This window comes from Holzapfeliella saturejae (assembly GCF_037546065.1).
GTDB lineage: Bacteria > Bacillota > Bacilli > Lactobacillales > Lactobacillaceae > Holzapfeliella > Holzapfeliella saturejae.
On sequence record NZ_JAWMWG010000001.1, the window covers coordinates 846283 to 859492 of the forward strand.

General features: G+C 30.6%; 14 protein-coding genes. 13 read left to right on the forward strand and 1 reads right to left on the reverse strand.

Features of this window, described 5'->3' with window-relative positions; translation table 11 throughout:
- Positions 1-7 precede the first annotated feature (7 nt).
- The 11 genes from R4Y45_RS04180 (at position 8) to R4Y45_RS04230 (ending at position 8307) form a co-directional block, all read left to right on the forward strand.
- A complete protein-coding gene (locus R4Y45_RS04180) occupies positions 8-460 on the forward strand; it encodes a hypothetical protein (RefSeq protein WP_339969584.1) in 453 nt (150 codons plus the stop codon).
- Between the two features lie 26 nt (positions 461-486).
- On the forward strand, positions 487-948 hold the full coding sequence (locus tag R4Y45_RS04185) for a hypothetical protein (protein ID WP_339969586.1): 462 nt from the start codon (positions 487-489) through the stop codon (positions 946-948).
- 79 nt (positions 949-1027) lie between these two features.
- A complete protein-coding gene (locus R4Y45_RS04190) occupies positions 1028-1441 on the forward strand; it encodes a hypothetical protein (protein ID WP_339969588.1) in 414 nt (137 codons plus the stop codon).
- A 36-nt stretch (positions 1442-1477) separates the two neighbouring features.
- Complete coding sequence (locus tag R4Y45_RS04195) at positions 1478-1936, forward strand: hypothetical protein (RefSeq protein WP_339969590.1); 459 nt, start codon at positions 1478-1480, stop codon at positions 1934-1936.
- Between the two features lie 93 nt (positions 1937-2029).
- Positions 2030-2464 carry a hypothetical protein gene (locus tag R4Y45_RS04200; protein ID WP_339969592.1) on the forward strand — a complete coding sequence of 145 codons (435 nt, stop codon included), beginning with the start codon at positions 2030-2032 and terminating at the stop codon, positions 2462-2464.
- Between the two features lie 20 nt (positions 2465-2484).
- Positions 2485-3312 carry a DUF2785 domain-containing protein gene (locus tag R4Y45_RS04205; protein WP_339969594.1) on the forward strand — a complete coding sequence of 276 codons (828 nt, stop codon included), beginning with the start codon at positions 2485-2487 and terminating at the stop codon, positions 3310-3312.
- Positions 3313-3379: 67 nt separating this feature from the next.
- On the forward strand, positions 3380-3724 hold the full coding sequence (locus tag R4Y45_RS04210) for a hypothetical protein (protein ID WP_339969596.1): 345 nt from the start codon (positions 3380-3382) through the stop codon (positions 3722-3724).
- A 110-nt stretch (positions 3725-3834) separates the two neighbouring features.
- On the forward strand, positions 3835-4161 hold the full coding sequence (locus tag R4Y45_RS04215; RefSeq protein ID WP_339969598.1) for a toxin-antitoxin system HicB family antitoxin: 327 nt from the start codon (positions 3835-3837) through the stop codon (positions 4159-4161).
- Between the two features lie 21 nt (positions 4162-4182).
- Complete coding sequence (locus R4Y45_RS04220; RefSeq protein WP_339969600.1) at positions 4183-5040, forward strand: SPFH domain-containing protein; 858 nt, start codon at positions 4183-4185, stop codon at positions 5038-5040.
- A gap of 146 nt (positions 5041-5186) precedes the next feature.
- On the forward strand, positions 5187-7883 hold the full coding sequence (locus R4Y45_RS04225) for a putative mucin/carbohydrate-binding domain-containing protein (protein WP_339969602.1): 2697 nt from the start codon (positions 5187-5189) through the stop codon (positions 7881-7883).
- A gap of 46 nt (positions 7884-7929) precedes the next feature.
- Positions 7930-8307 (forward strand): hypothetical protein, encoded by a 378-nt coding sequence (locus R4Y45_RS04230; protein ID WP_339969604.1) that lies wholly within the window; start codon positions 7930-7932, stop codon positions 8305-8307.
- 299 nt (positions 8308-8606) lie between these two features.
- Here R4Y45_RS04230 and R4Y45_RS04235 read toward each other — a convergent pair whose 3' ends face one another.
- Positions 8607-9503, reverse strand: a complete 897-nt coding sequence (locus tag R4Y45_RS04235) for a DegV family protein (RefSeq protein WP_339969606.1) — start codon at positions 9501-9503, stop codon at positions 8607-8609.
- Positions 9504-9642: 139 nt separating this feature from the next.
- On the opposite strand from R4Y45_RS04235, the gene R4Y45_RS04240 reads away from it, so the two are divergent.
- Both R4Y45_RS04240 and R4Y45_RS04245 read left to right on the forward strand, forming a co-directional pair.
- Positions 9643-11334, forward strand: a complete 1692-nt coding sequence (locus R4Y45_RS04240) for an Rqc2 family fibronectin-binding protein (RefSeq protein WP_339969608.1) — start codon at positions 9643-9645, stop codon at positions 11332-11334.
- Between the two features lie 87 nt (positions 11335-11421).
- Positions 11422-13206, forward strand: a complete 1785-nt coding sequence (locus R4Y45_RS04245) for a hypothetical protein (RefSeq protein ID WP_339969610.1) — start codon at positions 11422-11424, stop codon at positions 13204-13206.
- Positions 13207-13210 lie beyond the last annotated feature (4 nt).

Genomic DNA, 13210 nt, shown 5'->3' on the forward strand with positions numbered 1-13210 from the left:
GGATTATATGAATAAAGGAATATTAAGTTTGGGATTAATTTGTTTAATAGGTGTTAGTTTAGTTGGCTGTTCAGCTAATAGCAATAATCAAACTGAGAACAATCATGAACAGGCTACTAATTATATTGACAAAACAAGTACAGAACTACTGAATCAGTCAAAAATAGAAATCACATACAAAAGCGTTTCTAAAACTGAACCTTCTATGACATTTGATATTAAGACAGAACCTTTGACTAAAGAAAATTCAGATACAGCGATTGAATATAGACAAAACGGTCGATTGCTTGAAGCAACTGCCACAAATGATAAGCAAGTAAATACTAAAAACTATCATGTTACTCTGGAAAATGATAAAAATCCAGTTACATTATCTATTTATTTTGATTCAGATGGACAAAAACGAACAATTTATGAAAGAGCTTACTATCCAGGATCATCTAAAAATCTGACTTTTTAAGTGTTGAAAAATAGGGGGGAGTTAACTTGAAAAAACTATCGATTTTAAGTATTTGTGGATTAGCAGTAAGCTTATTGACAGGTTGTACTTTTATTCACAAAGAAAGTGAACTTAAAGATTATCTGAGTAAAGAAACAATTGAAATACCGAATAAAGGCGATATAACAATTATTAATCAAGGTGCTTCAGACAAAGAGTATAACAACAAGGTTGTTTTGAATTTATTAGTCAAAGCAAGTAGTGAACTTCAGCCATTTTTGGTAAGTTCTGATATAAAAGAAGGTAAAAATTATCCGTCGGTTACTTTACCAGCTGAAGCAAGCGGATACTATAGTTTCTATACAGTCTATAATCAGGGAGAAACTGAACCAGCTAGATTTCAAATGAAGAATTTTAAAGATGGCACGGTTTATGTTGATAGGTATTACTATCCTGTTATCAATCCTAATTTAAATCTCGGATTAGATCCTGAATGGTTTAATAATTAAGCTATAAATTTGCTTTTGTCCATGACTCTCACTAGAGTTAGATAATCGGTGACTATTTGAGTGTAAGAGAGGGTTAAAAATGAAACGATTGGCGACAGTTGGGTTATTAATTGTAATGGCGTGTTTGCTTGTAGCATGTTCGTCTAATGAACAAAACTATTTTGAAAAAGAAACGATAGAAGTTCCCGGTAAAGGAAAAGGCACTATTATCAATAAAGGAAAAATGCTCAATCAAAATAATAAGCTGGTAATGAGATTCAAAGTAGATTTAAGAGATTTTTATTCTGAATCTAAAAAAGAAGCAAGTTATTTTACTCAAAAAGGTAAGACAGTTCCTGCTAGTGTTACTTATGTTCGAGGAGATACCTTTGAATTATATGAAGTTCCCGTAGGAGATGAGAATGTACCTATTACGTATACAATTGAGGCTGACGATAAAATTGTTTTTCAAAAAAACTATTATCCCCACTTGTATACAGGTGCATTCGAATAAATAGATACCTTTTAATAATACTAGGAGAATGTTGAAATGAAAAACAAATCAATTGTGTGGAGTTTTTTACTCATCATAATGATGCTAACTGGTTGTTCAACAAATAATCAAACTCAGTTGCCTCAAAATTATCTGAGTAAAGAGGAACTTGAAATACCGAATAAAGGTAAAATGACAGTTATCAACCAAGGTGCTTCAGATAAAGAACATCATAATAAGATTGTTTTAAAGCTAATGGTTAAAACAAGTAATGAGTTTCAAGGATTATTAACCAGCTTTGATAAGCAAGAGGGCAAAAGTTATACTGTTACCGCACCAAACGGAGAAGATGGTTATGATGTTTATTATCAGGTCTATGATAAAAACGAAAATGCACCATCTAGACTGAAAATAGAAAATTATCAGGACAATACCATTTATACAGATAAATATTACTATCCCGTTATTAACCCTAATTTAAATCTTGGATTAGATCTTGAATGGTTTAATGATTAATTTATAAATTTGTCTTTATCCATAATTTTTGGTAAAGTTAGGCAAACAAATTACTATTTGGAGTGCTATGAGGAAAGTAAAAGAGGGGTAAAAATGAAACGAGTAACAACATTGGGGTTATTAATGTCAATAGGGATTTTATTTGTGGGATGTTCAACTAATAACGAACAAACTCAACAAATTAATATTCCTGAAAATCAACTATTTGAAAATCAAAAATATATTTCTAAAGATGAATTTGAAATTCCTGATAGAGGTAAAATTACAGTTTTAAATCAGGGTATAACTCAAGATGATGATGGTGCTGATGTGTATCAATTATCTTTGAAACAGGAATTATCACCTAAAGAAAATGATATTATAGGGTTGAATTTTGAACAAAATGGTCAAACACAATTAAAAAAAACAATAGGTTATTATCAATATGAAACAAAAATTATTTCATTAGTTAATAAAACTAATCCTATTATTTTTTCAATCAAGCAAGGTGACAAAATAATAGCTGAAAAAAGTTATTCTGTTCGTTAGTTTTTAAAGGGAATAAAAATATGAAAGATAAAATTACAGCCCAACTATTATCAAAAAAATTATGTACAATCAAGAAAAATAAACAAGTTGATATTAGTGACGAAGAGGTTAACTGGTTAGTTCAACATATTGGTGATAAAGACCAAAAAATTAGAGATGGTTTAGTTTATCAATTTCTAACGTTAGGCTTAGTGTCTAATTTATTCACTCTTAAACAACATAACAATATACATAAAGAAATTATTGATAAGAAATTAATTTTTCAGAATATTAATAAAAAATCATATTATACGCTGACAAGAAGTTTTACGGCTCTTATAAGTGGAACTTTGTTATATGTTGATGATGATCAAACTAGCATTTACTATCAAAAACTATCCCCCAAAGGTAGGTGCTATTTGATGCAATCATCAATTGATTATTTAAATAATGAAAAAGATATAACAGGATATTCTGAAAAATACGGCTGGGTTCACGCTATGGCACATGCTGGAGATTACTTATCAGCTACTATTTCACATAGTCAATTTTCTGAATCTTGGGTTCCAGAAGTACTTCAAGCTATCAAGAATGTTGTTTTTGCTATAAAAGTTCCATTTATAGATGAGGAAGAAAAAAGAATAGCTGAGGCTTTAGTACAAGGAATTTTAAACCATCGTATTTCTCAATCACAGTTATCAGAGTGGATATCAACATTTTCTTTTGATTTATCCAATCAATCAGCGTATTATCAATTAATGATTTTCAAAAATATGTTAGCGTATATTTACTTTCATCTAAGAAAACATCAATTTGGAATAAGTTCAAAACTTATCGAAGGGTTATTTAAGGTGTTGGAAGAATATTAGAATGAAGCATAAAATAATTACAGGGTTGCTTTTATTTGTAATATCAGTGTTTGTAACTGCCTGTTCAATGAATAATGAAGCACAATTACCTCAAAAATATGTGAGCAAAGAAGAAATTGACATCTTAAATACTGGAAAAATAGAGGTTATTAATCAAGGATTTGCCAAGGATGATGAAGGTAGATTGGTTATTAGATTTTTTACTAAATTTAATGACGGTAGTCCAGATATTGGGGTAGAAACGGTAAACACACAGTTTATCAATCTAGAACAAAATTCAGCGGGCAAGTATACTACAGTTACCGCTAGTCTAGAAGATAGCAATAAACCAATCACGCTAAAATTGACTTCAACTAAAAATAATATCATTTATTTTGATAGAAATTATTACTTTAATGGGCAAACTGATTAGCAAATGGCAGATAGTGATAAAGTAAGTATATAACAGTTTTTCAAACTTTTCAGTTGCATTAATGAAATTTACTTCTATAATAGGGCCTATCATCAAAGGAGGAACGAGTAATGACTAAAGAATTTAGTATTCAGTTGGATGAGCAAACGTATGAACAAGTTGTTCAAGTTGCACAGTCTAAAAATTTATCAGTTAGTGACTATGTTCGTAGACTAGTTGTTGATCATTTACCTAATCCAAGCTTTGAATCTCGGCAAATTATCGGCAGAATTATTCAAGGGGAAAAATTAGATGAGAAAAACAATCTGGTAGAGGTATCTGGCATTTATTATCGTTACCATTTAGAAAATCCTTATCAAAGCAAACTCAAACAATACAACTATCAAATTACTAATAATGATGGGAACCAGCTTTATTTAAAACAATTATCTAATTAATTATATTTGGAGGACAATATTATGGCATTTGGAATCAAAATCGTACCACAGAATTCACAAGGACTAGTTGAAACACTTGGAAAGTATAGTCACAGCGTTGAGTCTGGCTTACATTTTTATATTCCGTTTATTCAACGTATTCGTAAAGTTAGTTTAGCAATGGCACCATTATCATTGCCTAATTATTCAATTATTACTAAAGACAACGCAGATGTTTCGGCCAGTGTTACTTTAAATTATCACGTCACAAGTGCTGTTAAATATCAGTATGAAAATACGGATTCAGTAGAATCGATGGCTCAACTTGTTCGTGGTCATTTACGTGATATTATTGGTCGTATGGATCTAAATGAAGCGTTAGGTTCAACAGCTAAAATCAATCAAGAACTAGCTATTGCAATTGGTGATTTAACTAATACATATGGAATTAATGTGGACAGAATTAATATTGATGAACTAACACCATCAAAAGCAATTCAAACCGCTATGGATAAACAATTGACAGCAGACCGTGAAAGAGTAGCATCTATTGCTAAAGCTGAAGGGGAAGCTAAATCAATTGAACTAACAACTAAGGCTAAAAATGAAGCGATGATTGCAACATCAAAAGCAGAAGCTGATTCAACTAAGATTCGTGCTAATGCTGAAAAATATCGTATTGATACGATTCAATCAGGGCTGGCTAATGCTGATGATCGTTACTTCCAAAACCAATCAATTAATGCGTATTCAGATCTAGCTAAATCAAAATCTAACATGGTTGTTGTTCCAAGTGATAACGCTCAAACTTATGGCCAAATTCCTGGTCTTGCGAAGGTGTTTAAAGAAAGTACCAAAGAAGATAAAAAAGAAAAATCATCAGAACAAAATGAGAAATAATTAACTAGCAAAAGATTCGGTAAATTGAAATTTACCGGATTTTTTATTCTTGTTCATAACATGTGAGATGGCATTTGATTACAGTTAGTTTTATATGTTACTATTCTTTAATACAATATTTTTATATGAAGAAAGAGGAACAAAGCTTGAGCAAAAAAGTAATACTAAGTGCAGGAATCGCATTGACCAGTTTATTTTTAATGAATAATCAAAAGGTAGATGCTGCAACTAAAGATGTTACTAGTCTTGAAAGACCTTCTTGGGTCTTTGATACTGGGATGACTCGAGGTATGAATCATGATCGACAAGATCTCGGATTTATATTGAATAAAGGATCTCAAATAAAAATTCGTAAAGTATCGAATAATGATGGTTACAATAATGCAACATTATGGCTGTTAAATGACAGTAGTAAAACAGAAAAAAATTATACACTGACAACTGACTGGCAAACAATAAATGTTGATAATATATCCGTTCCATTTATTAATACACCTTACGGCCAAAACAACTTAGAAGTAGAGTATGATGTTGTACAAGGAAAAACCACCGATCTACCTATTTATAAAAAAGGTGATAATCAAACAGACTTTTTAGACCATTGGCAACAGTCAAATGCAGACTTTGCTATTATACAAGGTAATAAATTCCAATTGATGGTCAATACTAGTGAAAAAGATAAGCTAAAAAAATTAAACGATTTTGCAAATCTTGATGAGTATATCGATTACCAAAACGAATTAATCACTTATTATGATCACATCATGGGTCTTAGTGAGAATAATCAAAGTCTCAATAAAATGCCAACTAATCGTTTTTTCCTCAAAGCAGATACTAGTGCTGGTGTTGGTGTAGGTGCATACTACAATGTTAATTATACCGCTAATGGTGGGAAATCAGTTGTTGATAGTTGGATGAAAAAGGGAAACTGGACAACTTTACATGAGCTGGGACACGGTTATCAACCAAACTACAGTAACGGTAATAATAAGTCCTCAATGTATACAGGTGAAGTGTCAAATAATTTATTAGGAAATATGTATCTGCTTTCGCACTTTGGTAAGGAAAAAGTTGATAGTTCCTGGCTATATGATTATGGTCAAAAAGCTAAAACACAAGAAACTGTTTATCAAAGTATAGTTGAACAAAAGCAATCATACTCACAATTGCCAATAACTCAACGAGAACGATTAGTCATTTTAACAAATATTATTCAAAGTGCTGACATTAGTGTTTGGACAGAATTTAATGAGTGGTATCGAAAATCAGTAAGTGAAAATAATCCAGCTATTCAACTGCCATTACCAGATTTGTTAAATATGTATTACAGTCAAGCTACCGGGCATGATTATACACCTGTATTTAATCAATTTGGAATTAGCCTAACTCAAATTAATCAATCAGAAATTAACCGAAATTCAAGAGCTATTGTTTCGCCGCTTTCAAGTGTTGTCCCTAAATCTCAGCTTAATCAAGCTTCAACTATTTTAACTGGTCAAATAACTGATTCTATTTTTAATTTAGTAACTAATCAGCAGTTAAAACAATTAGGATTAAATGGCGGCACACTTACATTAAATCTCAAGGTTAATTCTCAACAATTTAATGATTTAAAAGGGAAGACAATTGTCTTAAAAGACGGTTCTAATATTATTAAAAAAGCCAAAATCAATAGTGATGCTGTTGATTTTGGCAAAGTTGATAATGGTGCTTATTCAGTTGAAATTATTGATGCGCCAATTAATATTAGTTTGGGTACAAACTATGTTTATGTTAAAGAGAGCCAAAATCAAACGAGCATTGCCGTTTCTGATAACAAGTATGGCAACTTATTGAGCCAACCCATTACCTTAAAAGGAATAAGTAATCGTGATTTTGCTTATATTACGCCTAACTTTGATACTAATAGTTTAACCATTAATACACTAAAAGTTAATCAATTACATCCATACTTTAATCGTTATGCACAAGTGAAAGTAACAGATAACCAGGGCAATGTTGTATTTGATAAAGAATTTAATGGTAAAATAAACAACGCTGCTGAATCAATTAATGTACCTCTTAAAGAAGGGGATCAAATTGAAATTTATCATACAGAGACTCAAACAAGACTAACATCTAATATTTCATCACTTGTTAATACTACTGCTAAGAATAATACTAATAAATTGGTTGTCAAAAATGGCTATTTAGAAAATGCTGAAACACATAATAATGGTATTCGTGAAACAATTAGCCAAGCAATTCAAGATTTTAAAAATGATAATCAGCTTAGCCAATTAAATGTATCTACTTTGAAAAAGGACATTATTTTAAGCTTGGATTTATTATCTCAAGATGAGAGAAATAAAATACTTAAAGACAATACTGAATTATTAACTATTAAAGCACCAGCTAAAGAATATACATCAGCTATTACTTTAACCGATAATAATCAAACTGATTTTGCAGAAATTAAAACAAATATAGCAAATGGTGATTTAGCAGTTCAATTAAATAATTTATCCAATCCAAAATTAAATACCTATCTTGAAATTTTAGATGAAAATGGCAAATCTGTTTATCAAAATCTTATTTCTAATCAATCAAAATTAGCAACAGATGAGTTGACCTTGAAATCAGGTTATCAAATCAAAATAATGCAACCTGATAATTATTCATCAAACATCGTAAATTCATCACAACAGATTCAAGGGACTCAAACATATTTCGTTCAAGATAATCGACTAATTAGTCAGACAGAAAAATCTGTGAAAGATAAAATTATGAGTGTAGGAAAAAATTTAACCAATTCAAAACAATCAAATGCTAAGCAACTAAGTGTAAAAAAAACAGTTAGCTAGAAAAATTGCACAATCTGATTTAGCTAACACAGATAAAGATAATTTTATGAAGCAATTTGATTTGAATAGAAATGATATTATAAATGATACGATTACAGTAAATAGCCGTAACAAAAAACCTGTTATTCAATTAATAACTAACAAAGATCAAAATCAAATGAAATTAAATATTGCTGCTAATAAGCCAAGAACAACATCTACAATTCAAATTTTAGATGAAAAAGGCAATCAAGTAGTTGATCGAGTTGTTGGTAACAGCGATGTTATTAATGAATCTATAAATACTGATTTAAAAGATAACTATACAATTAAAATCTCAAGTAGCTCATCAAGCTCAATAACAAGTACATTTAATCAATTCAATTCAAAACAAAAACAAGCAACATTTGTAGTTAAAAATAGCTATTTGAATTTAATTAACTAATTTAATATAAATAAAAACGAACTCGTGCTGAGAGAAACATTCTAAGCACAAGTTCGTTTTTTTATTTAACAATCCATCGAAACAGTGTTAATTATTTTTTTCTGTACAATTGTAATAGTTAGTATTTTTTATTAAATGTTTAAAATTGTCAGAAATCAAAATACCATATTAAATTTAATATCATTATTACTCTGATGTTTAACTATAAGCCCATTACTTCCGATAATATATATTATGTTAACCTAAATATATAAGAAAAAAGCATTTTTCAATGCTTTATCCCCCTACCTACTATTATATTAATATAGCGGTTTCTTACCATCAACTAAATTGATTTTATCAATATCAATCATCCATGTCAACGCTATTGTTTTATCACCTAAGTGAGCTCCGATAATTGGACCGAATTCACAAATTTCAATTGCTGCTTCAGGATGTTGTGCTTTGACATCATCGTATAAAGTTTCAGCTAATTTCTGATTGCTACTATGGTAAACCATAATTTTAACCGGATAAGAAAGTTCTTCAAGTTTTTCATTCATTAAACTAAAAATTTGTTTAACAGCTTTTTTAGTTGAACGAACTTTATCAAATGAAACGATTTTATACGTTTCATCATCAAATGTTAATAACGGTTTGATTTTAAGCATTGTTCCAACAAATGCTGAAGCATTACTCAAACGACCACCACGAACAAGATTCTTTAAATCGTCCAGTGCAAAAAGTTCATCAGTTGTATCTCTGATTTGATCTAGACGTTCAATAATTTGATCTGGTGTTAGTCCATTTTCAATCATTTTAGCAGCAGCTAAAACAAGATTTCCCATTAAACGAATGGTAATACGTGAATCGTATGGATATAAATTCAATTCTGGATAAGTCTCTTTAATGGTTTCGAGTGTTTGAACAGTACCAGAGATAGTGCTTGCTAAATGAATTGAGATAATTGCTTCAAATCCTTCATCATGTAATCTTTGGTAAAGTTCAACTAATTGTCCGATTGAAGGCTGGCTAGTTTTAGGATAACTAGCACCTTGACGTTGCATTTCAAAAAGTTCTTCTGCAGTGATTGTTTCGTTCTCTAAATATTCCTTGTTATCAATGAAAACTGGCAAAGGAATAACTACAATCTGGTTATCTTCAATTTCTTTTTTAGTTAAATAACTCGTACTATCTGTAACAAGTGCTATTTTCACTGTGTAATCCTCACCTATATCTTTTTTAGAATTTATTACAATTATATCATATTTATAGTGATAATCTACTAATTCAGGTTAATTGCCCTTTATCTAACCTACTAAAAATAGTAAAATTAAGTGATTGGAGGTTTTTTATATGAGTTTTGATGGAACATTTATCCATAGTCTTTTGACTGAAATAAAACCCGAACTAGTAAATAGTAAAGTTTCAAAAGTTTATCAACCTTTTGAACACGAACTGGTGTTCGTATTCCGAATCAATCGACAAAATAAAAAATTGTTGATTTCTTCTAATCCACAATATAATCGTATGAATTTAACTGATGAAAAATTCACAAATCCAACTGTTCCCCCTACTTTTGCGATGGTTTTAAGAAAGCATCTGGAAGGTAGTTTCTTATTTAAAATTGAACAAGTTGGCAATGACAGAATTGTTAATTTTTACTTTTTAACTCGTAATGAATATGGCGATGAAGAAGAATTAGTTTTATCTGCAGAATTTATGGGACGTCATAGTAACATTATTTTATATAGTAAACGTACTAATAAAATAATTGATTTAATCAAGCGAATTGCACCTGATAAAAACCGTGCTCGCTTACTATTACCTAAAGCAGATTATGAACTTCCCCCTTTAACTGATCAGCAAAATCCGTTCGAACTTTCATTGGAACAATTCAACGAATCAATAAAAAATGATGATGAGTTCTCAACTTTAAGTGGGTTGAGTGGCCAGACTAAAAATGAACTACGTTTATGGTTTGACCAACGTGGCAAATCTTACCAAGAGTTCACGGCCTTTTTTGCTCAATTTAATTCACCTAAAGCAACTGAAATGATAGTCAATGGCAAAACTTCTTTTGCTCCTATTCCCCCTCTTAATAGCGATAGTTATGATGAAATTATCAATTATCCCTCATTGAGTGACTTGATAGCTAACTTTTATCAAAGAAAAGCTAATAGTGAATGGGTTAAACAACGGTCATCTCATGTTGATACTTTAACGAAAAATCAAATTAAAAAGTTAAAGAAAAAAATTAAGGCCTTAATCAAGCAACAAGATCAAGCCGAAAATTCAGAAGATTATCGTATCAAGGGTGAATTGCTGACGACTTATCTTCATGAAGTTAAACCTGGTATGACACAAATTGAACTACCTAATTATTATGATGAAAATAATGGTCTTATCAAGATTAACTTAAAACCAGAATTAACACCATCGAAAAATTCACAATGGTATTTTTCTAAATATCAAAAGTTACGTAATTCAATCAAATATGTTCAAGAACAATTAGACATTGCCCGTTCTGAATTGAACTATTTCCAAGGAATCGAAGAAAACTTACGAATTGCAACACCTAATGATATTGAACAAATTGTTCAAGAATTGCGTGAACAAGGTTATCTGAAGAAGAATCGTAAACAACAAAAAACACGTAACCATAAAAAGTTATCTGAACAAGATATTACCAAATATCAAAGCTCTGAAGGCACGCCAATTTTAGTTGGTAAAAATAATTTCCAAAATGAATGGCTAACTTTCAAAAAAGCTCAGAAAAAACAATATTGGTTCCACGTTAAAGATATTCCGGGATCACATGTTATTCTACAAACAACTGAACCAACAGATACTGAAATTCAAGAAGCTGCTGAAGTTGCATCCTATTATTCAAAAGCGCAAAATTCTGCCCATGTTCAAGTTGATTATGTGGAAGTTAAACGTGTTAAAAAACCAAATGGTGTTAAACCTGGATTTGTTATTTACACAGGACAAAACTCAATTGAAGTAACACCTGAAGCTAAGAAATTAGATCAAATGAAACTTTAATAACTAAATACAAAAGAATGCTTTTGAGGTTAAATCTCAAAGCATTCTTTTATGTTTTAGCTAGAAATTTAAGAATAGGTAGATTTTATGAAAAAATTTTTTCCGGCAAAAGTAATGATTTTCATTTATTTACTACTTGCTATTTTGACAACTTTTTATATTTACAGTATGAGTCAAAACTCATTAATGTATGGCGATGACCTGCGATTTCATCTCTCTAGAGCTTATGAAATTGCTCAAAATAATGGTCAATTCTCTTATATTAACACCCATACTTTTGGGTCTTTAGGAAATATGATCACAGCATTTTACCCTAGTTTTTTGCTGTATCCGTTGGCCTTTGGCTTATGGTTAACTCATGATTTTGTGCTAAGTACTTACCTTTTTTTAGGTATTGTAAACTTTATAACTCTGTTAATAGCTGATTATAGTTTTCGCCGAGCTTTTGACGGGAAAAAATGGCGAAATCTAGGTGCGATAACTTTTGCTACCTTATATTACTTTGCTAATTATCGAATGAATAATATTTACATTCGATTTGATTTAGGCGAATTATTAGCTCAAGCTTTTTTACCAGCTGTAATTGGTGGTTTAGTCCTATTTTTGACTAATAAAAGTAAGAGCCGAAGAATTAATTGGCTTCTTGTTTTTGGATTTACAGGAGTTGCATTTAGTCACTTACTCAGTATCATTTTAGTTGTTATAACCCTTTTTATACTTCTAACTGCTCAATTTTGTCACTTAGTTTATCAACATCAAAAAGGAAAGATTAAAGAGTCAAAATTACGTAACTTTGTGATTACGATTGCGAAAAATACAGGACTTTTACTACTATTAACTAGTGTCACTTGGCTTCCACTTATTTCACATATGTTAGTCCTTCGTGATACGTTAACAATGTCTTTTGATCAGGGTGAAGTTTATAAAAGTCTGGATATCATAAGCTTTGCCCAGAGAAATTTAGATGGTAGTTACTTTTACAATGGTTGGCTTTTGATATTACTTTTACTAATTCCCCTCTTGATACTTTTCAAAAAACAACTTCCCTTTTGGGCTAAAAGTTTTAGTCTTTTTAGTTTGATGATGCTACTGGTTCAAACAACACTATTGCCAATTGATAAAATCATCCCGATTTTAGCTAAAAAACTTCAATTTTCATGGCGTTTCAATGAGCTTTACTTCATTATGGTTATTTGGTTAACTTGTTGGTTCATTTTTAGTTACATACCTCAAAGTAATTTAGGTCAATACTGGTATGGATTTAAAAAACGAGAATTCTTTTATACAGCAACAGTGCTATTGCTAGCCTTTACTAGCGTGAATGTGATTAATCATTGGTATAGCGTCTCTGAAAATTATGCCCAAACGCTTAGCAAGCCGACTTCTATGCGTAAAAAATTAGATAATAGTAATCTTGCTCAAGAATTAGCTGTACAACCTTATGTTCTGGATTATTTACCTAAGAGAACAAAAACCGTTATCAACGATTTGAAAAAACAAATGGTGATAGGTACTCAGGAAACAAAATTATCTCAGACTCATCATACCGACTACACAACAACATTGACACGTCAGCCTAATGAGTTGATTTTTAACTTAGATGGTGATAGACCTCAAGTTGAGTATCTGTTTTTACCCGTTATCGCTTATAATCATAATTATCGTATCTCAGTTAACCATCAAGAAGTTAGCTTTGATATTAGTCAAGAACATGTCCCCTACATTAAAAATCCTACCGATAAAACGATTGAAATTAGTATCAAATACGTCCCTGCTTGGTATGACTTTTTAGGACAGTTAACTTTCTTAATAACAATTATGGGGATTGTTATTTTTAAAACTAAAACCTATCTAAACAAAAAAACCTTATAGCTAA